Origin of the sequence: Mycoplasma sp. CSL10166, assembly GCF_017116885.1 — a bacterium.
Lineage (GTDB): Bacteria > Bacillota_I > Bacilli_A > Mycoplasmatales > Metamycoplasmataceae > Mycoplasmopsis.
In genome coordinates this window covers 304,922-330,296 of sequence record NZ_JAFIRF010000001.1, presented here as the reverse complement: position 1 = coordinate 330,296, position 25,375 = coordinate 304,922, and the positions used below count along the sequence as shown (strand labels likewise).

Below are 25,375 nucleotides of genomic sequence, written 5' to 3'. Positions count from 1 at the left end.
AAATTCTCCTTAATTAAGTTGCGTCTGCACCAGCAACTATTTCTGTTAATTCTTGTGTTATTTTACTTTGACGTTCTCTGTTGTATTCTAATTTTAAATCCGAAATTAATTCTGTAGCATTGTTTGTTGCGTTTTCCATCGCATTACGTCTTGAAGCTGTTTCTGAAATTTTCGAATTTGAACTTAAACAATAAATAGTACTTGCTAAAAACAATGGAACTGAAGAAGAAAGCACTGTTTCTGCATTTGGCTCAAACTCAATTACAGAACTACTTGTTTGAACATTCTCTTTTTTAGTAAAATCAAACGGAAAAATTTGTTGACATAATGCATCTTGATTTATATTATTAATAAATTTTGTATAAACTAAATTAATTGAATTAATTTCTTTGTTTTTGTATAGCTCCATAGCTAATTTTGAAATTTCTGAAGCTAATTTATATGGCATTTTATCCCCAATATTTGAATATTGTTTTATGACTTGTGATTTTAAGGAACTAGATGCCAATAAACTAATCCCTTTTCCTCCTAAAACTATGATTTGATCGTATTCAGAAACTTTATCACGTAATAATTGAAAAGCATTGTGATTATACGAACCACATAAACCTAAATCACTAGTTACTAAAATAAATAATCTGCTTTTTACATCTGAATTCTTTGGAAAAATAGCATAAAAGTCATTTTCGTCAATATTAGCAATTAATTGGTCGAAAGTTTCTTGCAATGATTCTTGATAAGAAATAATATTTATATAGTCATTTCTCATTTTTCTTAATTTTGAAGTAGAAACAAGTTCCATTGCATTAGTAATTTTTTGTGTGTTGCTAACAACATTAATTCTATTTTTTAAGCTATTTAAATTAGGCATCTTTTAAACTATATTTTTCTGGCATTTGTTTATGTAAGTTTGGATTATATTCCGGTATTGTAGCAACAATATCATTTACTATTTTAACGACTGTATTTTCAATTAATTTATAATCTTCTTCTGTAATTTTACCTTGTTCTGAGATTCTACTTACCAATGATAAACCGACACTATCTGTTGTTGCTCAATTAATTATATTGTCACGATATTCGTGAATGTATTCTTTAGGTAAAGGGTTTATAATTCTTTCTTTAACACCTACAAGTAAAATTGATTGAATTTCTTGTTTTATTGGTGAATATTGTTCTTGTCTTAATAGTTCATAAACTTTTGCACCATGATCAAGAATTGTTTTTGTAGATTCATCTAAATCTGATCCAAATTGAGCAAATGCTAACATTTCATTATATTGAGCCAATTCTAACTTCAAAGAACCCACAACTTGTTTCATAGCTTTTGTTTGAGCTGAAGAACCAACCCTAGAAACACTAAATCCAATATCTACCGCAGGTCTTTGACCAGAATTAAATAAACTTTCTTTTGTAAAAATTTGACCATCAGTAATAGAAATTACGTTAGTAGGTATATAAGCTGAAATATCACCTTGTTGAGTTTCAATAATCGGTAATGCTGTAATTGAACCACCACCGAAGTTCTTATTCAATCTTGCGGCACGTTCTAATAATTGAGAGTGTAAATAGAAAACATCACCAGGATAAGCTTCACGACCAGGAGGTCTTCTTAAAAGTAATGATAATGTTCTATAAGCGATAGCGTGTTTTGATAAATCATCATAAACGATTAAAACATCTTCACCTTTAAACATTCATTCTTCTGCAATTGTAACACCAGTGTAAGGCGCAATATATTGTTGTGGCGCTAGCTCGCTAGCTCCAGCCACAACTATTGTAGTATATTCTAATGCTCCAGAATCTGATAATTTTTGAACTATTTGAGCAACTGTTGAATTCTTTTGACCAATTGCGACATAAACACATTTAACATTTTTATCTTTTTGATTAATAATTGTATCAATTGCAATTGCTGTTTTACCGGTTTGACGGTCACCGATAATAAGTTCTCTTTGTCCTTTACCAATCGGAATCATGGTATCAATTGCTAAAATACCTGTTTCCATAGGTTGATTAACTTCTTTACGGCTCATAACACCGGAAGCTGTTTTAAATATTTCTGATTTTTTAGTTGTGATAATTGGACCTTTACCATCAATTGGATTCCCTAGTGCGTCTACGACTCTACCTAAAAGTTCATCTCCGACACTAATAGAAATAACTTCACCAGTTCTTCTAACAGAATCTCCTTCAGAAACTGAATTAGCATCTCCAAAAAGAGCGACACCAACTGTTTCTTCTTCTAGGTTAAGAGCAAGCCCAAAAACACCATTGTCAAAAGTAACAATTTCACTATTCATAACTTTTTCAAGCCCGTTAACAAGAGCTATACCATCACCAATAGAGATAACTTTCCCGATCTCTGAACGATCTACATTAGAATTAATATTTTTAATTCTATCTTTAATAATCGCTGAAATATCATCTAATTTGACTGCCATCTAAACCTCCTTTTTATTAATTAAAATATCATTTTTTAATTTATCTAATTCGTTTTTAATGTTATTTTCTAAAACTTCGGTACGGGAAACGATTTTAAAACCGCTAATTAAATTAGGATCCACATGATGTGTAATTCTAACTTTTCTACGAGTATTTTCTTGAAGTTTGTTTTTAATATCTAAAAGTTGTTTTTCGTCGATTGGAAATGCCGAAATAACATCTACAAAACGAATTCTTAATTCGTGATTTGATAGTTTTAGATATTCAATAATTATTTTTTTAAGGTAACTAACAACTTTTCTGGAAACAATGACCTTGATAAAATTAGTAGTTATTCAGTGAAAACCTTTAAAGGCAATATCTATTGTTTCGAATTTATGCATTTCACTAATATCATAATTTGATAAATAATTTATAAAATCTTTGTTATCCGTAAATTCTTTAATTGTTTCAAATTCTGTTTGTAGAATTTCAAATTTATCTTCCTCTTTAGCTAAATCAAATATAGCAACTGCGTAGGCTGAAATGTGTCTTTTTTCATACATTATAACTCTTCAACCTCTTTATCTGAATTTAAGAATTGATCAATGATTTTATCTTGTGTATCTTTTGAAATTTCACGTTTTAGAATTTTTTCTGATAATTGTGTAGCAATTTCAACAATATATTTTTTAGAATTTAGATCAAATTCTTTTTGTTGCGCACTAATGTCTAATCTTGTTTCATCTAATAAACGTTTTGATTTAATAGTTGCTTGGTTAGTATAAAACTCTGCTATTTTTTCTGCTTTTAATTTAGCTTTTGTAAGGATATTGTCAGCTTGCACGTGCGCATTTTTGAGTTGCGCATTTGCTTCGTTTAATGTTTTAATACTTTCTTCTTTTTTACTGATCGAATCATCTATATTGTTTTGAATAAAATCATGACGATTTTTCATCATTTTTTTAACAGGTTTATATAGAAAATATCATAGTGCAGCAAATACTATTATGAAAGCAAGAATAGTTGCAATCATTAATGGAATACTTGGAAAAATACCTAAAAATTCTTCTTTAAGTTGTTCTCCTGCACTCGGTGTACTACTTGACGCTTCTGCTGCAAATTTATGGAATTTATCGATATTTAATATCATAAGAAAAATACTATTATAATACGAAAAGAATTAATATAGCAATAACGAAAGCATAAATAGCTGATGATTCAGCAATTCCAGCACCAACAATTAACATGTTTCTAACTTTTTTCTCTGCTTCTGGGTTTCTCCCAACAGCTTCAGCTGCTTTACCAGCTGCATAACCTTGTCCAACCCCTGTTCCTATAACACCGATAGCTGCTAAACCAGCACCGATTGCTAATAATCCAGTTTTTAAGTCTGCTCCACCATTGTTAGCCATAACTTCGGCCGCCTTTGATGTTGAGTTTGAAGCTTCTTCTGCTAATTTTTGAATTGATTCTATAATCATTTTTTCTCCTACTTTTATTTTATTAATATATATGTTCTACTTTATTTTTTTTCATATTTTTAAAAATTTTATAAGTAAACTTTTTCGGTTTTTCTTCTGGAACTTCCGATTCCATCTTTCAATATACTATTGTTAACAGCGTGAAAACTATAGCTTGCAACACTGCCCCAAATATATCGAAATAAAAATGTAGCACAGGAGTAAAGATAGATCCTAAGTAATAAAATGGTGACCCTCCGATAGTTATATTTCCTACTAAAGCATATACCATTAATAAGATCGCAGCACCACCCATTAAGTTACCATACATACGAGCTGAAAGCGAAATTAAACTACCAAATTTACCAATCAATTCCATCGGATTCATAACATCTTTAATATATTTTCTTTTTCGATGAATTGCACCAGCCACAAAAACACCCATTCATGTCATTAAAGCAAGTGTAAAAGGCACTGAGATTGAACTACCAATTGGTTTTAATCCAATTATTGGTAACAAGTTACCTATAACTAAAAAAGTACCTAAAGTAAAAATATAAAATTTAGCTTTCGGAATTGAACCGTCAGCAACATTATCGAAATTATCATCCAATGCCTTTACATATGATTCTGCTATTAAAGCTACGCCCGTTGGCGACTTATCATTTTTAACTTTTTTAACTTTTATAAAAGCAATAATTGATAGCACCACAATAATTAACACAGTCATAAATAATGACAATAGTTGAGGTAAATTTCAAACTCATAATTTCTCGATTATCTTCATTAAACCTCCTTTTTATTTTTTAAGTATATTGAAGTAAAAATAATACTTATGAAGCTACTTAATAAACCAATAAAGAATATACCTAAATTGATTTGAGCATCAGTAAAATTAACTTCTAATAAGGACTTTGTGCTTTGATTTGAGATTTTATTAATACTTACTATTAAATACATAATTAAGGATAAAATAATAAAAAATATTAACATTTTTAATATATGAGCAATAATTAATATTTTTCTTTTTTTAAGATTAACTGTATTCAAAATCCAGGTAATTTTAAAAAGTAAAAACGAAGTAAAAGACCCTATAGCAAAACCAAATAAAGATCCTCTTATTCATAAATTAATAATGAAAAAAAACGCACTCGAGATAATTAGAAGAGTAATATATATAACATCAAAACTCTTTCTAAAATTGCTCATAGCACTCCTTTGTTTGTGTTTGCTTAAAAGTATTTTATAACTTTTTTTATGTTTTTTGTAAAAAATTTTTAAAAAAAATAAAACGATACTTATTTCGCTTTATTTTAGTGTTTTTTGTCAAATTAAGCTTTATTATTTGAACCGAATTCATGTATTTTAAACTTAACTGTTTCGCACATAGCTTCAAACCCTGGTTTATATAATTTACGTGGGTCAAAGTTTTTGCCTTCTAAGTCTTTTCCGCTCAAAATATATTCTCTTAATGCTTTATGGTTTGATTGTTGTAACTCTGTATTAACATTAATTTTTGTAACACCTAAACTAATAGCTTTTTTGATTTGTTCTGAAGGAATTCCACTTCCACCGTGTAATACGATACCGATTCCAGCGGCTGAACTAATTTCTGTTAATGTGTCAAAACTTAATGATTCTCATGTTGTTGGGTATGGACCATGAATATTTCCGATTCCAGCCGCTAAAACATCAATTCCAAGTGAAGCCATTTTTTTAGCTTCTTCAGGATTTGCGAATTCACCATTTCCTACAATTCCATCTTCTTCTCCACCGATTGTTCCTACTTCAGCTTCAAATGACATATTTCTTTTTCTAGCTAATTCTACTAATTCTTTTGTTTTAGCGTAGTTCTCATCAAACGGATAATGTGAACCATCGAACATAACTGATGTATATCCTTCATTTTCGATAGCAGCTTTAACACCTTCATATGAACCATGATCTAAGTGTAATGCAACAGGAATTGTAATTTTTAAGTCTTTTATTAAACCTAAAACCATTCCACTAACTGCATTTAAACCACCCATATATTTCACTGCACCTTCTGATGTTGCAACAATAATTGGTGATTTTTCGGCTTCAGCTGTTAATAAAACAGCTTTTGCTCATTCAAGATTATTAATATTAATGTGAGGAACTGCGTATTTTCCTTCTTTTGCTTTTTTAAGCATTTCTTTTGCGTTTACTAATGGCATCTTTTTTCCTACTTTCTATTTTATTCATTGTTAATTAATTTCTGTTGTACTACTAATTCAAGTACCGTCAAGATTTCTTGTAAATCTCATATCAACAGTTAACAAACGATATAATTCACCCATTTTCTTTTCTTTTATCTTATCAAGGGTAAAATTTTCGTCATCTTCATAGCTTTGAATTCAAACTTCCCTAAGTTCTTCTTCAATTCTTTGGAAAATTTCATCAAATGTGAAAGATCTAGATGTATCAGAAGAAATAACTTCTATAGCTATTTCTAACATTGTTTTATTCTTCATTAATTTTCCTTTCGATACTTTGTGTATTAATTATAAACCAAAAAATGTTTTTTTTAATATTTGTTTAAAAATTACATATTTTCTGGTGCAGTAACACCTATTAAACTTAAACCAAGACGTAAAACAAGTTGAACAACCTTAACTAGATAAGCATATTCAGATTCGTTTTCGTGTCCTTTAAGCTTTGTTTCGGAATAAAAACTATTAAATAATTTAGCTAAATTTAATAAGTATTGACTCATTAAATTAACTTTTGAAGTTTCAACAATTGTTTTAATTAAAGATGGAAACTCATCAATTGCTAAAACTATTTTTTTAGCTTTATAACTTAATTTAAATTCGGCATTTAAACTCGGAACTATCAAATTATTAAGTAATGAAACTGTTCTAGAGTGTGCATATTGAACAATATAAACTGGATTACTATTATTTGATGAATTTGAAAAATCAATATCAAAATCAAATTTATTATTAATTTCACGAGTTAACATCATAAATCTAATTGCGTCCGGTGAACTAACCTCTAATAAGTCTGACAATGTAACACTTGTCCCTGCTCTTTTAGACATTTTAAATTCTTCTCCGTTTTTTATTAATCTAACTAATTGAATTATTAAAACATCTAATTTTTTTTCATCATATCCTAAAATACTTAATGCTGCTTTCATTCTTTCGACATAACCTGAATGATCGGCACCTCAAATATTAATTAAACGATCCGCTTTCTTAAATTTTGTTAAATGATATGCAATATCAGGAAGTAAATATGTGTTAGCTCCATCGGACTTAATTAAAACACGATCTTTATCATCTTTAAATTCTGTTGTTTTTAAAAATAAAGCACCATCTTTATGATATGTAAATTCTTTCATTTTATCTAGAGCTTCTTCTACTGCTCCGTTTTTTAAAATGGAAAGTTCACTTGAGAAGGTATCAAATTTACTAATGTTTAACTTCGATAAGTCAAACTTAATTTTGTCTAACAAAATATCTTTAACTTCCGTTTTAAATTCATTGTATTTTGAATCAAAATTATCTAAGTAATAATCTCCTTTTTTATTTTTAATTTGCTCTACCGCTCAAGTAATATCTTGTCCTTTGTATGATTCTTCAGGCATATCTAATTCTTTGTCAAATAATCCAAAATATCTTACTTTTGCAGAATTAGCCAATACATTAATTTGATTTCCTGCGTCATTAACATAATATTCTGACTCTACTTTATAACCGGCGTGACGATAAATTTTAATTAAGGAATCTCCAAAAACAGCACCTCTAACATGACCTACATGTAAAAATCCTGTTGGATTAGCAGAAATATATTCGACATTTATTTTAATTGGATCAAATTGGTTTGCACCATAATTAAAGCCTTGTTCATTTGCGTTTAATAATACCTCATTGAAAACTGCATCTTTTAAAATTATATTTATAAAACCAGGGGTTGCTACATCAACTTTAGCAAATACTTCATAATTTAACATCAAAGTATTTGCTAATTCGGTAGCGATATTTAATGGTGAAGTTTTAACAAATTTTTTGAGCAAAAATGCTACATTAGTAGATAAATCATATTTGATTTCTTCATCTTCTAAATGTTCGGGCAAATTTGGTAAACTAATCAAAAAACCTATTTTTTTCGCATCAAATTCTTGTTGAAAAAAATTATTTTTTTGCATTTTTTTTATCGAATCTATAATCAAATCTCTAATTTTTACGTTTAAAAGCATCACTTTCCTCCTACATTGTATTTTAATTATACATTTTATGAAAACATTATATAATAAAAATATGTTAAAAATTTATGTTTGCGGACCAACGGTCTATAACGATGTTCATATTGGTAATATTAGACCAATATTAACATACGATTTAATATTAAAAGCTGCTAGAAATTTAGGTATTGAATTTAGTTTTATTCATAATATAACTGATATTGATGATAAAATAATCAATCGTGCAATCGAAGAAAATACTACAGAAGACGAAATATCTACAAAATATTCAAAACACTATTTAGAAATTTTAAAAAGTCTTAACGTAAACACAATTACACACTTAGAATATGTAACTAAAAATTTAGATACAATTTATGATTTAATTCAAAAAATGATAGACAAAGGAAGCGCTTATAAAATAGGTTCAAATGTTTGATTTGACGTTAATAAAAATATTGAAAATTACGGAAAAGTATCAAATCAACAAATTGATAAAATGAAATTTGAAGATAGTGACCATCAAAAACGTTTTCCTGCCGATTTCGCGTTATGAAAAGACACAAATATAGGTGTAAAATACAATTCTCCTTTTGGATTGGGGAGACCTGGTTGACATACAGAATGTGTCGCGTTAATTTACAAGCATTTTAAAGAAAATGGCGTTGATTTCCACGGTGGTGGGATGGACTTAACATTCCCACATCACGAAAACGAAAATATTCAGTTTTTTAGTATAACAGGTAAGGACTTAAGTAAAAATTGACTTCGCACGGGTCAAATTAATATAAACGGAATTAAAATGTCTAAATCACTTCAAAATGTAATTTTACCTAAAGATTTTATCGAAGCATACTCTGCAGATCATTTGAAAGTTATTTTTTTACTTTCAAACCTAACAAGCGAGATTAATATAGATGAAAACTTATTAAATAACGCTTCTTTATTTTTGAAAAAAATTAAAAAAATATTTTTTGAAGCAACAATAAATAAAATCGATAGAAATTATGATGAAGATTTATTTAAACAAGCAATGAGTTATATTTTTGAGAAAAACTTTTCAAAATTCAATAAGCTTCTTAATGAATTATTCAAGGAGATTAATAAAAATAATTCAAAAATTTACATGGCTACAATTATGAAAATATTTGATAGTTTAGAATTTGATATTTCTAAATTTAATTATAAAGACTATGTTGACTTATATAATCAATGACAGTTGCACTTAAGAAACAAAAATTTTGTTGATGCCGACAAGGTAAGAGAAACATTGATTAAAAACGAACTAATTTAGTAATAAAAAACTACAAAAATTATTAAAAAAGAGGATATAAAATATGGAACAATTATTAGTGTGTGGTAAAAACTCAGTTATAGATGCTTATAATAATAATCAAAAAATTAAATTAATTTATATATCAAAAAAAGAGAATTTAAAATATTTTAATAAGCACAGAGTTAACATTAAAATTGTTGACCATATTTTTTTAAATAGTTTAACTCAAGAAAATCACCAAGGTTTTATTGCTGTACTACCAGGAATTAATTATTTCGATTTAACCAATTTAATTAAGAATAAACCAGAAAATGTACTTGTATTAGATAAAATCCAAGATCCACATAATTTAGGAGCAATAATAAGAACTGCTAATGCAGCAGGAATTAAAGATATAATTTTACCTAAAACAAATGCGGCTCAATTAGATAGTACCGCTTTGAAAGTTTCATCCGGTGGTTATATTGGAATTAATTTTTATAGGGTAAATAGTATTTCTGCTTCTTTAACAAAAATTAAAAAACATGGATATTGAATCTATTCAACAACTTTAAATGAAAAGGCATTTCCACACACAAAAGTAAATTATAATGGGCCAACAGTAATTGTAGTTGGTAACGAAGGAGTTGGAATTTCAAAAAGTGTAGCTTCCGTTAGTGATGAATTCATCTATATTAATCAATTTGGAACAGTACAATCTTTGAACGTATCTGTAGCAACAGGAATTATACTTTTTGATTTAATCAATAAGAAAAATGGATAAGAAAATCGAAATCAATAAACTTTCAAAGTATGTAATTTTATTTTTAAAAATTAACCAAAACAAAAAATATATAACAAAAAACGAAATATTATTTAAATTTCAAAAGATATACTATTCAAATATAGAAATTTTTTGTGCTAAGATTTTTCGGATGACAAGGCCTTATAACATTAGCTGAGAAGAAATATATAATACATTATTATTTGAATCTTTCGAACTAATGCTCAAAGAATATGACGACAAAATACCTTTTGAAAATAAATTTTGAAATAGTTTGAAATTTAATTCACTTAATTCTTTAGGTAAGTTAAAAAGTAGACAAAATATATTTGATAACTACATTGGAAATCACTTAATAAATTATCAAAAATTATTTAATAAAATAAATTATTTAGATTATTTAGATAATATAAATTCAAATGAGAATAGACATTATAAAGAGTTGCTTGTATTACTTTACTCTAAATTAAATAAAATTGAAAAAGAATATATAAACAATATAGATATGCCTATTAAAAATAAATCATGATATTCAAGAAGTAAACAATTAGAAATAATAAATAACATAAGAATTAAATACAATAATATTTGTCAAAGTATTTAATCAATTTTAAACCGACTTAAAAAAGACGTTTTATGGTAAAATACATATATGAAAAATAATAAAGTTTCATTAGCGTGCGAAGAATGCAGAAGAAAAAACTACATAACTAACAAAAGTTTAGGGAATTTAGAACGTTTAATTGTTAAAAAATATTGTGTTCATTGCAAAAAACATACACTTCATAAGGAAGAAATCTAAATGAAAAAAAATAATGAAGAAAAAACATTGAAACAATTAAGAAATAAAAAATATTGAATAAGAAAAACAATAAAAGAAGTCAAACGCGTTAGATGACCTGACGCTAAAACTAATACAATAAACTTTGTTAGAATAATAATTTTTACCGCTATTTTTGCTTTATTTGTCTATGGTGTTACACTAGCATTTACAAAAATTTTAGAAATGATATAAATAACTAGGAGAATTTATGAAAGAAATGAAATGATATATGATTTCAACAATGAGAGGTAAAGAAGAACAAGTTGTTGAAGCTCTAAATAACCGTATAATAGCAGAAGATCTTAAAGAATATTTTGATCAAGAAATTGGAGAAACTGGTGCATTTAGAATTTTTAAAAAACCAAGTTTATCTCAAAAAGAATACCAAAAAAAACTTAATGGATTAGATTATAAAATTAACTACATAAATTTATATCCTGGATATATTTTTGCAAGAATGCATATGACTGATGCAGCATGGTTCTTAGTACGTAATACTCAATATGTAACAGGTTTAGTAGGTTCATCCAGAAAAGGGGCAAAGCCTACACCGGTAAGCAATATTGAAATCAAAAGGATGTTTAAAAGAGAACAAGAAGCTATAAAATCATTCGAAGATGGAGAAGATGTTTTTGGTCTAATTAGCGGAGATATTGTAGAGATAATAAGCGGACCATACATTGGACAAATTGCAACCGTTATTAAAGTTGATAAAAAAGGAAAAGAAGCAACAGTTGTTTTTGAGAAGTTTGGTAAAAACACAGAATTAATCATTGAAATTGATTCATTGAGATTAAGTGAAGATAATTAATAAAAAACACTAATATTTTAGGTTAACCTAATTAAAATATTAGTGTTTTATTTTTTAAAAAAATCTGCTTCTTCAAATAATTTTGCAATACGCTTTCCAAATTGATTTTCTAATTCAGAATAGTTAGATTTTTTTAAATTTTCAATAGTTTTAAAATATGACAAAATATTTTTAAGTGTTTTTTCACCTATGCCTTTAATATTTAAAATTTCACTAGACTTCATATTTTTATTCTTTACTTTATTATATCTATATTTAGCATTTTGATCTACTTGAGTTTGTATTTTACTCAAAAAATTAAAAATTTCGTTATCTATATCTAAAATTATGTTCTTATCATTAATTATTTTTTTAGTTTTATGTTTAGAATCTTTCACGAGACCAAAAACATTATTTTGCAAATTAAAATTCAATAAAGCTTCTTTTATTTCTTTCACTTGAGCCATTGAACCATCTGCTATAAAAATATCATTATTTTTAATTTTGGATATATTTTTATCTAAAAAATAGATTGCATTATAGTAGGTATATTGAATATCAGAATGTTTATTAATGTTTTTTACAATGTTTGTTAAATCATATGTTTTTGTCATTCTAGTAATTTTCCCATTTATATCAAAAGCAACAACACTACCCACTACATTTTTATTATGATTTTGAAATGAATTGTCAAAAATAAAGATTTTTTCTATATTTGATAATCCTAAATTATTTTTTAATTTTTCTCAAACAATCTCGTTATCATTTAGAAAATTAGGATGCTTAACAAGATATTTATTTATACTCTCTTTGTTATTAAGCATTAATAAATCACTAATTTGGTACAAGATTCCTTTCTTACTAAATCTTACTTTTTTCAAAATTAAATCATTTAATTCTAAATTTAAATTTTCCATTTCTTTGTTTAAAACTATTTGAACCGGAACCTTATTTTTACTATAAAAATTAGATAAATATTTTTCAATAAACTCTGCAAATAATCCTTCTCAATTTTTATTTTCATATTCGTGATAAATTAATGATCCGTAGTTATATGAATACATAGATATGAAAACTTTCGATTTAACTTTTTGAAAATCAAAAAAATCAATTGAGTGCTCATTTGAAATTTCAGAAATTTGTCTTTCTTTAATTTTTTCCAAAAATTTTGATGCCTTATAATATTTATTAGCTATTTCAAATTGAAGTTTTTCACTATAATCTTTTTCTCTTTGAGAAATTAAAGCTTTAAAGTAAGAGTACTTTTTATTAAAAATATCGATTATATCATTAATAATTAGCTTTATTTTTTCTTCGGAATCAAAATAAATTTTTTGGCCTTGATTATATAAATAAATATCTTTTAAAACATCAACAAAGTCACTAAAGTATGTATTTGGTGGTAAAGGACCAAAACTATACAACGAGTTATTGTCTTTGTCGCCGATTTGAATCTTAATATCCTTTTTTGTGGCATTAAAATTAATATATGGATAAGTTTTTTTATTTACTAATTTTATATTAAATCTAGGATTATATTCTTTAATTAATTTCTGTTCTTTAATAAATGCATCGTTTTCGTTTTTTGCTAAAAAATAATCAAAATCAGTTATACTATTAATCATTTTAGGAGTTAATCAAGAATTATTATGGCCACCGAAATATTGCATTAATCTATTTTTTAGTTTTTTTGCCTTACCGACATAAATAACTTCATTGTCTTTTTTTCATAAATAAACACCAAAAGTATTTGGAACTTTAGAAATTTTATTAATTATATTTTCTTTTTTAATCATATATTATAATTGTACATTTATTTACATATTTATATTCGCAAATACACTAATTTAACTTTTTAAAACTTATTTTTACTTAAAAAAATAATTAGTTTTTAGGCAAAAAAGACTATAATTGCTCGTGTTATGAAGAGAACATCGATTTTTAAACTTTTTGCGATCGGGACAGCTGCATTAAGTTTATCAACATTTTTGTCCATTGTGATTTCAGGAATATATATTTCTAAGAGCAATAATTTTAAAGAAAAAAATATTTTATCTAGTATGAATCTAAATTTTTTATTTGCAAACTCAAAAGAAAAAACATTTAATTCAATAAATAATTTGGATTTAGTCAAAGAAAACATATTATTAAAAAAAATAGACACAAAATATAAATATACATTTATTGGTGCTACAAAGAGCGAACTCGGAATAATTGTAACTTATAGAATATCTTACAATAATAAAGTTTCAGAAGAAAAAACATCCTTAATTTCAAAAGATAGTTTTAGAAAACCAATTAATTTTGATAATAGTTTTGCAACTTTTAAATTTAAAAATTCAAAAAATAAAACATACAATTCAATTGCTGAAGAAGAATTAAATCAAGACAATATTATAGGTTTAATTGAAAAAGATAATTTCCAAATTAACTTTATATCGGCGTCTAAAAAAGATGAAAACATTGAAATTAAATATACATTAACTTCAAACTCAGAAACTTCAGAAGAAAAAATAGCTTTAATTTCAAAAGATAGTTTTAGAAAACCAATTAATTTTGATAATAGTTTTGCAACTTTTAAATTAATTTCCAAATTAACTTTATATCGGCGTCTAAAAAAGATGAAAACATTGAAATTAAATATACATTAACTTCAAACTCAGAAACTTCAGAAGAAAAAATAGCTTTAATTTCAAAAGATAGTTTTAGAAAACCAATTAATTTTGATAATAGTTTTGCAACTTTTAAATTTAAAAATTCAAAAAATAAAACATACAATTCAATTACTGAAGAAGAATTAAATCGAGACAATATTATAGGTTTAATTGAAAAAGATAATTTCCAAATTAACTTTATATCGGCGTCTAAAAAAGAAGAAAACATTGAAATTAAATATACATTAACTTCAAACTCAGAAACTTCAGAAGAAAAAATAGCTTTAATTTCAAAAGATAGTTTTAGAAAATACGAAGATAACAAATTAATTACACAAAGTTTTAATGTTTATACTGACGTTATTAGGTTAAATTCAATATTTAATATTGAAAATAACAATTATTTTATCGATTTGAAAGATGAATCTAACGTTTTACCTAGTGGTAAATATAAAATTATATTTAGTAAAAATAATAATGGTGTTATTAAAAAGAATAAAAAATCGGAAATTATTTTAGATGGTGTTTTAGAAAACGTTGAAAATCCTTCAAATTTTAAAAACTTAAAATATAAAGCTAAATTCAATTTTGTAAAATATGATCGTACAAAAATAAGTGATGATTTGAATACAAAAGAAAATAATTGAAGTCAAAAAGTAACTATCGATAAAGATAACTCAAACAAATCAAACCCTGATAAAATAGATAAAATATTTCAAAGACAATTTGAAAAATTAAGAAAAACTCAAAACAACTTCTGAAGTAATTTAGACAGAAACAATACAAACCAAGAAAACGATATTAACCAAATAACTTTAAAAACAGTTAACAAAGAAGGCGAATGGTTTGATACCTTAAAATTTTCATGATTTGATTTCTTATTAACTCAAGAAAATCAAACAGAATTATTTTTACCTAGTAAACTAAATATTCAGTATTCTATGGACGGAAAAAATTTCTTCAACGTCCAAAATCAAAATAAAATTGAATTACAAGATTTTGGTCCTGTGTCAGGATATAAAGAAACAATTGGATATCGTTCGCTAATTGGAAACTCATTTCTTGCGTACGAGGGAACCAATGCAACTATTTTTAATATAGATTTTAATCCAACAAAAGCAAAATATATTCGTATAAAATGAACACCTCAAGTTAGTTATTATAGTAATGCAAATAACAAAAAACTATCAGCAGTAACATTTAGCGGATTGCAACTAAGAATTTTGGATAAAAACAAAAAAGAGGAATTAAAAATAAATTCAGAAACAACAAACGAATCATTTTCTTCAAAAATAAAAATAATAGATTTATAATTTTAATCTAAAAGTATACGTTAGTTGAAAAAAACAAGAAATGCAGTATATAAATATTGCATTATTTTTTTATGGTAAAATATTATCTAAATTAAAGGAGGAAAAATGAAAAGAATATATTTAGCTGGAGGATGTTTTTGAGGTGTGCAAGGTTATTTTAAAACAATAAAAGGAACAAAATTTAGTACTGTAGGATACGCTAACTCAGACGTTGAAGCTCCAACATATAAACAAGTGTGTCAAGGCGATACTAACGCAGTCGAAACTTTAGAATTATATTACAATGAAGAAAATATAAGTTTATCCCAAATAGTAGAAAAATTATTTGAAGTTATCGATCCAACGGCTTTAAATTATCAAGGTCCCGATCATGGAACACAATATAGAAACGGCATTTATTTCGAAACACAAGAAGATGGAGAAATAATTAAAAAAACTGTTGAAAAACTTTCAAAAGATATTGATGGTGAAGTTGTAACAGAAATTAAAAAGTTAGATAACTATTATCTAGCCGAAGAATATCATCAAGATTACTCAGATAAAAATCCAAATGTTGTATGCCACATTAAATTTTAATGTTTTATTAAAAAATGATTTTATGGAAATTAACATAAAATCATTTTTTTAATTTATAATATTGAATACATATTAATTATTACAAGGAGCAATATGAAACAATATTTAGAACTTTTAAACCTAGTTAAAAAAGAAGGAATAAATAAAGACGATAGAACTAATACAGGTACTATAAGTTATTTTGGTACCCAATCAAGATATAATCTTAAAGAAGGTTTCCCTCTTTTAACAACTAAAAAAATGGCTTGAAAAGCAATAGTTATCGAACTATTATGATTTTTAAAAGGTGATACCAACATTAAATTTTTAATAGACAATAATGTAAACATTTGAAACGAATGACCTTATGAAGATTTTAAAAAATCTAATGATTTTAAGGGAGAAACTTTAAAAGAATTTATCCAAAGAATAAAGGAAGATGAAAAATTTGCGAAAAAATACGGAAATTTAGGTCCGGTGTACGGAAAGCAATGAAGAGATTTTCTTGGTGTAGATCAAATTTCAAATTTAATAAATGATATTAAGAAAAATCCTTATTCAAGAAGGCATATAGTTAGTGCATGAAATCCTTTAGAAGTAAAAGATATGGCATTACCACCTTGTCATACTTTATTTCAATTTTATGTAAATAAGAATGATGAATTATCATTACAACTTTACCAACGAAGTGGTGATTTATTTTTAGGTGTACCATTCAATATAGCCTCATATTCATTACTATTAAGTATGGTAGCACATGTTACGAATTTAAAAGTAGGAGAATTCATACACACAATTGGTGACGCACACATTTATTCAAACCATATTGAGCAAGTAAATGAACAATTAAGTAGAAGACCTTTAAAATTACCTAAATTAGTTTTAAATAAGTCTATTGATAATATATTTGATTTTACTTTAGAAGATATTAAACTAGAAGATTATGAATACTTACCTGCGATAAAAGCAAAGGTTGCTGTATAATGATTAAATTAATAGTTGCACTTGATAAAAATAATTTAATAGGCAATAAAGACAAATTACCTTGAAGGATTAAAGAGGAATTAAATCATTTTAAAACAACTACACTTAATCATTCTCTGTTATTTGGTAAAAATACTTTTTTAGGTTTACCGCATAGATTAAAAGATAGAAAAATTTATGTTTTGAGTGAAGAAAATATACCTAATGCTGATGTAACCATTAATAACACAAGTGAATTATTTAAAGTATTTGAATACTATAAAAATAATTCACAAATACTTTTTATAGCCGGTGGTAAAAGTATTTACGAATCATTTTATAATTTTGCAGATGAATTGATTATAAGTAGAATTCACGGAGAATTTAGCGGAGATGTTTTTTTAAACTTTGACTTATCCATGTACGAACTTATAGAAACAATTGATAAAGATGTTTTTAGCATAGAAAAATGAGTAAAAAAAATATAGATTTGGGAAAATCTATATTTTTAATCATTAATAAATTGTGAAGTATACATATCATAATAGAATCCTCTAGAGTTAATTAAACTCTTATGTGTTCCTGTTTCTATTATTTCTCCGTTATTAACTACTAATATTAAATCGGCATTTTTAATAGTGCTTAAACGATGAGCAATAACAAATGAAGTTTTATATTTCATTAATTTAAGCATTGATTTTTGAACTATTATTTCAGTATTAGAATCAATATTAGATGTTGCTTCGTCTAATATTAATATATTTTTGTTAGAGAGTATTGATCTAGTTATTGAAAGTAATTGCTTTTGACCTTGAGATATATTTTGTCCATTATTTTCGATTAAAGTGTTAACGCCTTTAGGTAATGAATCAATAAAATGTTGTGATTGTGTCATCTCAATTGCTTTTTTAATGTTGTTTTCATTAATTCCTTCATTAGACATATTCAAATTATCTAAAATAGTTTCATTGAATAAAAATGAATCTTGTGAAACAATAGTCATAATTCTTTTTAAATCTTTTCTATTAATATTTTTTAGCTCAAAACCGTCAATTGTAATACTTCCTTTTTGATAGTTATAATATTTGCTAATTAAATTTATAATTGTAGTTTTTCCTGCTCCGGTAGGTCCTACAATAGCTATATTTTGACCTTGCTCTACTTTGAATGAAGCATTTTTGAGTTGATATTTATTATTTTTAGTCGGATCATAACTAAAGTAAACGTTTTTAAATTCAACATTCCCTTTAACAGATTTGTAAACATATTTTTCGATATTAGGATCGTATATTTTTCATGCAAAAAAACCAAAAGGATCTTCGTTAGAACATTCTAAAAAATCATTAACGTTTTCGTTGTAACTTATTTTAACAATCCTAATTATTTCATGATCAGTTTTTGGTAAAGGTTCATCTAATAATTTTGAAATTCTATTTGTTGAGGCTATACCAACTTGAATATTAAATACAGCACCCATTAAAGCTTGAAACGGACCTAAAAAGTTTCAATTTATAGAAATAAAAGTAAATATTAGGCCTGCTGTTGCGTGACCATTTATATCCGCTCCGAACCCTTGAAGGCCCAATACATTTGTTCCTCTAAAATAAAAATAAGCTGATATACCAGTAATAATTAAAATAAGAAAATTACTTAAAAAAGTGTATATTGAATCAAAACTTTTCGATATAAAGTCACCTTTGAACGCCGTATCACGAATTCTTTTGGTTATATCAGTCAATTGATTAAATAAATGTTCTTGCTTATTGAATGCATTTGTAATTTTTGTATTTTGGAGAGATTCTTCAACAAAAGCATTTAATTCTCCAAAAATCATTTGCATTTTAATAAAATAAGGTTGAGATTTCTTGATCAATAAGAATACCATACCAAAACTAATTAGAGTTATAGGTATTATAATTAATGATAAAGCAGTTGAAACTAAAAACATCATGACTATAGTAATAGTAATATTAAAGAAAGCACTAATAAGTTGTGAGAGAAGTTGAAATAATGAGTTAGCAATATTATTAGCATCAATAACTAAATTAGAAATTAAATCACCTGTTTTATTCTTATCATAGAAACTTATATCTAAATGAATTAATTTATCTACAATTTCATTTCTTAATCTCGCGGAAGCTTGATAACTAATTTTTGCATATATGTATTGTTCCGAATATCTAAATATTCCATAAACTAAATATGATAAAACTAGAACTGATAAAATTAGAAAAAACTTAGTTGTTTCAAAATCACTAAAAGTTTTACCGTTTCCAAGTGGCTCAAAAAAACTAGAAACTATATAACCGATTAAATAACTACCACCAATATAAAAAATTGCATTAATAAAAGAGAAGAACATAGCTAAATAAAAACTTTTTTTATCTTTATTAACAAAAGATAAAAGTCTTTTTAAATTTTTGTAATAATTTTTTTGTTTTTTAATATCTTTCATTATGACTCTTTCTATTGTTCTAATTGATTTTGACTTATTTCTCTATATCATTCACAATTTTGTACTAAATATTTGTGTGTACCTTCCGCAACTATTTCACCCTTATCCATTACTATAATTTTATCGGCGTTTTTTATAGATGTTATTTTTTGTGAAATAATTACATTTGTTGAACTATTTTTTCTAGAAATATTATTAATTAATGTTTTTGTTGTTAAATTATCTAAAGCGCTTGTAGAATCATCTAAAACTAAAATTTTAGGTTTAATTAATAATGTTCTTGCAATAGATAATCTTTGTTTTTGACCTCCAGATAAATTTTTACCTTGTTGTGAAACTTCATGTTGTAATTGCTTTTCAAAAGAATTTACAAAGTCTTTAGAGCAAGAAAATTCTAAAGCATAATCAATCTCACCATCCGTAGCATCTTCTTTAGAAAATCTAATATTAGATTCGATTGTTCCAGAAAACAATAAAGCATTTTGATAAACAATACCTACATTCTTTTTTAGATCATTAGTGTTAATTTCTTTCAATTCTTTTTCATCGATTAATATATTTCCGTTGGAGTACTCCATATTATTAACAATTAAATTAGCAATTGTACTCTTACCTGATCCGGTGGGCCCAATTATTCCTAAAGTTTTTCCTTCTTCAATTTTAAAACTAACATTTTTTAAATCTCAACCTTTTGATTCTTCAAAATACTTAAAAGATACATTTTTAAATTCTAGAGAATAATTAGGTTTATCTTCTAGTTTTATACCATCTAATACGTTTATTTTTTCGCTCTTATAGTTTAAAATTTGCATGACTCTTCCAGAAGATACTTTAGCTCTAAAAAATGCGCCAAAAAATTGACTAAACATTGTTAAACCTAGCGCAATCATGAATTCAAATTCTATAAAAGTATTAATTTTGGCAATTAATTGTTTAATATCTGTGTTTGGATTATTTTGTAAAATAAAAAACGAAGTAAGAAATATTAAGAAAATAACAAAATTAACAACAAAGAAGAAAAACGGTTGCCCTAAGGTAAAAAACTTCATAACTTTTCTAATATTAGTTAATCATTCATTGTTTGTTTTTTTGAACTTATTTAACTGTTGTTCCTGTAAATTATAATCACGAATTAATTTTGCACCTAAAATATTTTCACTAACAGCATTAGTTATATTGTCTAGTCTTTTTCTTCCGGTTCTAATAATCGGAACAACTTTAAAGAAAATAAAAAATGTAAAGAAAAGTAATATAGGCACTACTGCTAATATAGATCATGTTAATTGTAAATCTGTTGTAAATGCAAATACCAAACCAATAATAACAAACATTGGAGCTTTAATCAAAATGCTTATTGCACCAACTAAAAAATCTCAGAACATCGCTACATCATCATTTATTCTTGTAATCAAACTAGCTATTGTAATATCGGAAATATCTTTTAAACTTAAAGTTTGAAATTTTTTATACAATGAATCTCTGTAAAAATTAGAAGCTTTTTCTCCCGCTCAAACCAAAGTATATGTAGACATTAAAGTAATAAATGTAGACGCAAATATTAACGAAATAATTGTAGAAATTAGAAAAGTTAACGTTGACTTGTAATCAGTAGAGGTATAGATCGGATGTTTAAAAACTATAACACTATAAATTTCAGATTGCCCTATTAGTAAGGGTAATATTTGTGATATTAAAATAGGAACAAACATCATTGTTACAACATTCAAAAATATCAATATAAAAGAAAATAACATCTCAATTTTTATTTTTCTAGGTAATATTTTAAACATTTTAACCATTTTAACTCCTTTTAAGTAAATGTACTTTTTAATCTTAATAATGATTAAAATTATAAATTAATATTGAAAAAAACACAAAAAAAGGTATAAAAAAATGGCGATCACGAGAGGATTCGAACCTCTGACCACAAGCTTAGAAGGCTCGTGCTCTGTCCTGCTGAGCTACGCGACCACGTAATAATATTCTACCATATTTATCATTAAAAGTAAAATATTTTTTAATAATTATTTTCTAAAATTAAATCAAACCGAAAATCACCTTTTTTTATTTTATCAACAATTTTTTTAGGTAAAACGTTGTATTGATTTAGGTTTTCAATCTTTACTCACTTAAATGTTAATTTTCTATCACCCTCATAAAACACAACATCATCTTGTTCAAATCAAGGTTCTATATTAGATTCAACTAAATAATACATAGAAACCTCATGAAAATCTTTTTTTACATATTTATTGAAGAAAAAACCTTGGTATAAGCAAAATTCTTGTAAGGAATTAACATTTAAATTTAACTCCTCTTTTAATTCACGTTTAATACACTCTTCGAAGCTTTCGCCAAAACCTACTTTTCCACCGGGTAAATATTGATAATAATTATTTTCTGCATCGTAAGCAATCAATAACTTATTTTTGTGTATTAAAATAGCTCCTACTCTTAATTTAAATTTCTTATTTTTTTCAATTTCAAAAATAACATCCATAAAACCTCTCCGTAAAAAAAGACCAACTAACACAACACTTCCTCATATGGCTGCTACATTTCTGTCCTGACCAAGTTAGTGGGTTATTGTTTAGATGGCTCTATTATTATATCACCAATTATTAAATTGAAATAAAAAGTTTTGAAACTATTTAAATAAAATTGTTTTTTTGCACTGACAATATAACTCTTTTTGATAAATTTAAATATTTAATATGAAAGAAACAAATAAATCATATTAATATATAATTTAAACTATGAAAAAGAAAAAGATAATCAATTTTTTATTAAATGCATTCGCACTATCAAGCTTAATTACATTAAGTACAAGTTGTGCCACTACAAATAATAAAACAAATGAAAATAAACAACAAGATTCATCCGTTGAAAATATTAATTTAATGGATGAATTATCTTCGATATCAATTCCAGTTGAAAAATACTTTAATAAATTTTCGGTAGATTTAGAAGATAAGTTTATAAAAGATGCAAAAATATTTTTAGAAAATGAAGAAAAAACAGAAAAATTAAAGAAAGAAAACTTAGATAAATATAATTTTTTAGTTGAATACACAAAAAAAGGTACAGGACTGCTAGATAATCTTAATAAAACTTTTACAGAAATTAAAAATGATGAAAATAAAGGTTTTAAAAAATTGAATAGCTTAATCAATTTTTATTTACATTTTTTAACAGATTTTGTAGAACAAGCTCTTAAAGATGAGATTTATACTAATGAATCAAAATTAATTTTAGATAAAGAAAAAGAAAATTTTAAATATATATTAAATTTATTTTTAACAGAATCTATTAATAACCAAGCAAGAAAATATGTTGATAAAATGGAAAAATATTCAAATTTAGATTTGCAAACTCAAAATCAAATCAATTTATTTACATCTAAAGCTAATGAATATAAATTAAATTTAAAAAATATAATAGACAAAATTTCAAACCCACAATATGTACCAAACGATGAAACTAATAACCAAATTCAAAATAATATTTTAAATATTAGTAAAGAAATGCTTGATATTTTTAAATATTCTTTAAGCGAAAAATACACATTTAATAAAAATAGTAATATATGAAGTATTTCAACTAACTCATTTAATATTAAAAAAATTAATGTACCTGTTACTAATTCTGATCGAAATGGAAAAGATACTTCAAACGATCAACCAAGTTCAAGTGAAACATCTACATCTAACATAGAATCAGGGATAGAAGCAAACAAAAATAAAACTTTTGAATTATATCCATTAAATATTTCTAAAGAAGAATTAATAAATAAAGCTAATAATTCTAAAGAAATCAATGATTTTATTAATCTTCAAGAAATTAAAAATAGATATATTGATTCAAACTATATTGTAAACAATTTTGTATCTAGTGATTTTTATGAAAGCAGCGTAATTAATGCTTCAAAACGTAGAATAGATGATACTTTCATAACAAGATATTCAAAAACAAATAAAAATCAATTTGATAAAGTTGAAGAAATCCAAAATGAAGAAAACGAAAAAGATTTAAGTGATTATTTACCAGATAACATAAATTCATTTTTTAAAATTTCATTGAGTTTGGAACAATTGATGCCAATTTTTAGAGATGTAATTGAGCCTCAAAACGTAGAAACCAATTTAACAAATAAAGTATTAGAATTAACAAAATATGCACCTATAGAGATGTATAATCCGAAAATAACAAAAGTTGAATTCAATAATGAAACTAATGAATTAAGTTTATTTTTCTCACCGTCAATAAGAAAAAATGAGGCATTAGACATAAATTCATTCGAAAAAATATTATTTAATAAAAATATAAAATATGTTTTCGGACAAGTTGATCCAAACGCTCTTTTTAGTGAATTTACATATGACTTTTACTTTTCTTTAAGCGAAGAAAACAATAGAACAATAATCAATAAATTGAATGAAATAAAAACCGAAAATGAAACAACTTCTGATAAAACACAAACTAAAAAAATTAAAATAAATATAAAAATAGATCAATAAAAAACTCACAAAATTGCGAGTTTTTTATTTTTATTTGTATGATAATTTTTCTTCGTGAGTTTCTTTAGAATACGACTTAATAAATTCTGTCATTAAATCTATTGTTGCTTGTATATCTAGTAAAGAAGCAACACCTATAGGACTATGTAGATATCTTTGAGGAATAGAAATAGTCATTACAGCCGCACCCCCTGGAGCAAATTGCAATTCTGCGGCATCTGTACCACCGCCTCCTGCTACATATTTATAAGTAGGAATTTCTTTTTCTTTTGAAATTAGGTCTAAATAATTAATTAATTTTGGATCAGGTAATGTTCCAGAATCTTTTACTAAAATACTTACACCTTTACCTAAAACTGGTGTACCTTCTTTTGCTCCTGTTGTATCGTGAGCTGCTCCGGTATCTACAGCAAATGCTACGTCTGGATTAATTATTGAAACTGAAGTTTTAGCACCACGAGTACCAACTTCTTCTTGAACTGTACCAACTAAATAAACATCTGCATCTAAATCTAAATCGGCAATGTTGTTAGCAACAAATTCTAAAACAGTTACTCCTGCTCTATTGTCCATAGCCTTACCACCAACTAAATTATTTGCTAATTCTATGTATTCTCCTGTCATAAAAATTTTGTCACCGATATTAATTTTAGCTTTTTCAACTTCTTCTTTTGATTTAAATCCTAAATCAACATATAAATCATCATTTTTCACCGCTGATTTATACATTTCAGGTGTCTGAATATGAATGCTTGTATGTCCAAAAACCCCTTCAAATCTTTGATTTGTTTCAGAAGAAACAACAACTGCTCTTGTACCTATAGCAGTATTTGCTCAAACTCCTCCAATTGGTGTAACCATTAGATTACCATTATCTTTAATTGTTCTCACCATATAACCAACTTCATCCATATGAGCAGCTAACATCACTTTTGGTGCATCTTCTTTTTTAGATTTTTTAAAGAAAATTACAGAGCCCATCTTGTCTCTTTCAATTTTAAAAGCACCTTTTTTAATGTTTGATTTTAATTCATCAACAACTGGTTCTTCAAATCTTGATATCGCTTCAATTGACATATATTTTTTAAGTCTTTGAGCTAATTTTTCGTATTTTTTATCCATTTTTCTCCTTTTAATATATTTTACACTTTATTTTTATATGCTAAATA

Annotated in this window: 26 protein-coding genes, 1 tRNA gene and 1 other RNA gene; 12 read left to right on the top strand and 16 right to left on the bottom strand. The window is 25.7% G+C overall.

Annotated elements, in window-relative coordinates; genetic code table 4:
• Positions 1-13 precede the first annotated feature (13 nt).
• From atpG to argS, 9 genes are all read right to left on the bottom strand, one after another.
• Positions 14-871, bottom strand: a complete 858-nt coding sequence (gene atpG / locus JXZ93_RS01430; protein WP_205852514.1) for an ATP synthase F1 subunit gamma — start codon at positions 869-871, stop codon at positions 14-16.
• Complete coding sequence (gene atpA / locus JXZ93_RS01425) at positions 864-2,444, bottom strand: F0F1 ATP synthase subunit alpha (protein WP_205851913.1); 1,581 nt, start codon at positions 2,442-2,444, stop codon at positions 864-866. Before atpA ends, atpG begins: the two co-directional genes overlap by 8 nt.
• The gene (gene atpH, locus JXZ93_RS01420) at positions 2,445-2,990 is read right to left on the bottom strand and encodes an ATP synthase F1 subunit delta (RefSeq protein WP_205852513.1); all 546 of its coding nucleotides are present in this window, start codon (positions 2,988-2,990) and stop codon (positions 2,445-2,447) included.
• Positions 2,990-3,577, bottom strand: coding sequence for a F0F1 ATP synthase subunit B (gene atpF / locus JXZ93_RS01415; protein ID WP_205851915.1), 588 nt, complete (start codon positions 3,575-3,577; stop codon positions 2,990-2,992). The genes atpH and atpF overlap by 1 nt, the downstream gene beginning before the upstream one ends.
• Before the next feature lie 13 nt (positions 3,578-3,590).
• Complete coding sequence (atpE, locus tag JXZ93_RS01410; RefSeq protein ID WP_205851916.1) at positions 3,591-3,908, bottom strand: ATP synthase F0 subunit C; 318 nt, start codon at positions 3,906-3,908, stop codon at positions 3,591-3,593.
• A gap of 22 nt (positions 3,909-3,930) precedes the next feature.
• Positions 3,931-4,674: a F0F1 ATP synthase subunit A gene (locus tag JXZ93_RS01405; RefSeq protein WP_205851917.1), complete on the bottom strand. Its 744-nt coding sequence runs from the start codon at positions 4,672-4,674 to the stop codon at positions 3,931-3,933.
• A gap of 544 nt (positions 4,675-5,218) precedes the next feature.
• The gene (gene fba / locus JXZ93_RS01400) at positions 5,219-6,085 is read right to left on the bottom strand and encodes a class II fructose-1,6-bisphosphate aldolase (RefSeq protein WP_205851918.1); all 867 of its coding nucleotides are present in this window, start codon (positions 6,083-6,085) and stop codon (positions 5,219-5,221) included.
• A gap of 30 nt (positions 6,086-6,115) precedes the next feature.
• Positions 6,116-6,382: a DNA-directed RNA polymerase subunit delta gene (gene rpoE / locus JXZ93_RS01395; protein ID WP_205851919.1), complete on the bottom strand. Its 267-nt coding sequence runs from the start codon at positions 6,380-6,382 to the stop codon at positions 6,116-6,118.
• A 71-nt stretch (positions 6,383-6,453) separates the two neighbouring features.
• Complete coding sequence (gene argS / locus JXZ93_RS01390; protein ID WP_205851920.1) at positions 6,454-8,112, bottom strand: arginine--tRNA ligase; 1,659 nt, start codon at positions 8,110-8,112, stop codon at positions 6,454-6,456.
• A gap of 61 nt (positions 8,113-8,173) precedes the next feature.
• On the opposite strand from argS, the gene JXZ93_RS01385 reads away from it, so the two are divergent.
• From JXZ93_RS01385 to nusG, 6 genes are read left to right on the top strand one after another with little or no spacing between them, the layout of a single operon-like run.
• The gene (locus JXZ93_RS01385) at positions 8,174-9,391 is read left to right on the top strand and encodes a class I tRNA ligase family protein (RefSeq protein ID WP_205852512.1); all 1,218 of its coding nucleotides are present in this window, start codon (positions 8,174-8,176) and stop codon (positions 9,389-9,391) included.
• 43 nt (positions 9,392-9,434) lie between these two features.
• On the top strand, positions 9,435-10,136 hold the full coding sequence (rlmB, locus tag JXZ93_RS01380; RefSeq protein ID WP_205851921.1) for a 23S rRNA (guanosine(2251)-2'-O)-methyltransferase RlmB: 702 nt from the start codon (positions 9,435-9,437) through the stop codon (positions 10,134-10,136).
• Positions 10,129-10,740, top strand: coding sequence for a hypothetical protein (locus tag JXZ93_RS01375; protein ID WP_205852511.1), 612 nt, complete (start codon positions 10,129-10,131; stop codon positions 10,738-10,740). Before rlmB ends, JXZ93_RS01375 begins: the two co-directional genes overlap by 8 nt.
• 48 nt (positions 10,741-10,788) lie before the next feature.
• The gene (gene rpmG / locus JXZ93_RS01370) at positions 10,789-10,938 is read left to right on the top strand and encodes a 50S ribosomal protein L33 (RefSeq protein WP_205852510.1); all 150 of its coding nucleotides are present in this window, start codon (positions 10,789-10,791) and stop codon (positions 10,936-10,938) included.
• Positions 10,939-11,151, top strand: coding sequence for a preprotein translocase subunit SecE (secE, locus tag JXZ93_RS01365; protein ID WP_205851924.1), 213 nt, complete (start codon positions 10,939-10,941; stop codon positions 11,149-11,151).
• Between the two features lie 16 nt (positions 11,152-11,167).
• Positions 11,168-11,770, top strand: coding sequence for a transcription termination/antitermination protein NusG (nusG, locus tag JXZ93_RS01360; protein WP_205852509.1), 603 nt, complete (start codon positions 11,168-11,170; stop codon positions 11,768-11,770).
• A 47-nt stretch (positions 11,771-11,817) separates the two neighbouring features.
• On the opposite strand, the gene JXZ93_RS04140 is transcribed toward nusG, so the two are convergent.
• Positions 11,818-13,545: a GIY-YIG nuclease family protein gene (locus tag JXZ93_RS04140; RefSeq protein ID WP_205851926.1), complete on the bottom strand. Its 1,728-nt coding sequence runs from the start codon at positions 13,543-13,545 to the stop codon at positions 11,818-11,820.
• A 126-nt stretch (positions 13,546-13,671) separates the two neighbouring features.
• On the opposite strand from JXZ93_RS04140, the gene JXZ93_RS01350 reads away from it, so the two are divergent.
• The 5 genes from JXZ93_RS01350 to JXZ93_RS01330 all read left to right on the top strand — a co-directional run bounded on the left by JXZ93_RS01350 (position 13,672) and on the right by JXZ93_RS01330 (position 17,722).
• Positions 13,672-14,400 (top strand): hypothetical protein, encoded by a 729-nt coding sequence (locus JXZ93_RS01350; RefSeq protein ID WP_205852508.1) that lies wholly within the window; start codon positions 13,672-13,674, stop codon positions 14,398-14,400.
• 416 nt (positions 14,401-14,816) lie between these two features.
• Complete coding sequence (locus JXZ93_RS01345; RefSeq protein WP_205852507.1) at positions 14,817-15,716, top strand: hypothetical protein; 900 nt, start codon at positions 14,817-14,819, stop codon at positions 15,714-15,716.
• A gap of 105 nt (positions 15,717-15,821) precedes the next feature.
• Positions 15,822-16,292, top strand: coding sequence for a peptide-methionine (S)-S-oxide reductase MsrA (msrA, locus tag JXZ93_RS01340; RefSeq protein ID WP_205851928.1), 471 nt, complete (start codon positions 15,822-15,824; stop codon positions 16,290-16,292).
• Between the two features lie 93 nt (positions 16,293-16,385).
• Positions 16,386-17,255 carry a thymidylate synthase gene (locus JXZ93_RS01335; RefSeq protein WP_205852506.1) on the top strand — a complete coding sequence of 290 codons (870 nt, stop codon included), beginning with the start codon at positions 16,386-16,388 and terminating at the stop codon, positions 17,253-17,255.
• On the top strand, positions 17,255-17,722 hold the full coding sequence (locus JXZ93_RS01330; protein ID WP_205851930.1) for a dihydrofolate reductase: 468 nt from the start codon (positions 17,255-17,257) through the stop codon (positions 17,720-17,722). Before JXZ93_RS01335 ends, JXZ93_RS01330 begins: the two co-directional genes overlap by 1 nt.
• Before the next feature lie 20 nt (positions 17,723-17,742).
• Here JXZ93_RS01330 and JXZ93_RS04135 read toward each other — a convergent pair whose 3' ends face one another.
• The 5 genes from JXZ93_RS04135 to ffs all read right to left on the bottom strand — a co-directional run bounded on the left by JXZ93_RS04135 (position 17,743) and on the right by ffs (position 22,294).
• Positions 17,743-19,689 carry an ABC transporter ATP-binding protein gene (locus JXZ93_RS04135; protein ID WP_205852505.1) on the bottom strand — a complete coding sequence of 649 codons (1,947 nt, stop codon included), beginning with the start codon at positions 19,687-19,689 and terminating at the stop codon, positions 17,743-17,745.
• 11 nt (positions 19,690-19,700) lie between these two features.
• Entirely contained in the window at positions 19,701-21,488 is a 1,788-nt protein-coding gene (locus tag JXZ93_RS04130) for an ABC transporter ATP-binding protein (RefSeq protein ID WP_205852504.1), read from the bottom strand.
• Between the two features lie 95 nt (positions 21,489-21,583).
• A tRNA-Arg gene (locus JXZ93_RS01315) sits at positions 21,584-21,660 on the bottom strand.
• A 46-nt stretch (positions 21,661-21,706) separates the two neighbouring features.
• Entirely contained in the window at positions 21,707-22,189 is a 483-nt protein-coding gene (locus tag JXZ93_RS01310; protein WP_205852503.1) for an NUDIX hydrolase, read from the bottom strand.
• 11 nt (positions 22,190-22,200) lie between these two features.
• Positions 22,201-22,294, bottom strand: an RNA gene (gene ffs, locus JXZ93_RS01305) — signal recognition particle sRNA small type.
• A 151-nt stretch (positions 22,295-22,445) separates the two neighbouring features.
• Between ffs and JXZ93_RS01300 the strand changes: the two genes are divergently transcribed.
• Positions 22,446-24,206, top strand: coding sequence for a hypothetical protein (locus JXZ93_RS01300; RefSeq protein WP_205852502.1), 1,761 nt, complete (start codon positions 22,446-22,448; stop codon positions 24,204-24,206).
• Between the two features lie 30 nt (positions 24,207-24,236).
• Here the strand turns inward: JXZ93_RS01300 and JXZ93_RS01295 are convergent, their stop codons facing one another.
• On the bottom strand, positions 24,237-25,328 hold the full coding sequence (locus tag JXZ93_RS01295; protein WP_205852501.1) for a M42 family metallopeptidase: 1,092 nt from the start codon (positions 25,326-25,328) through the stop codon (positions 24,237-24,239).
• Positions 25,329-25,375 lie beyond the last annotated feature (47 nt).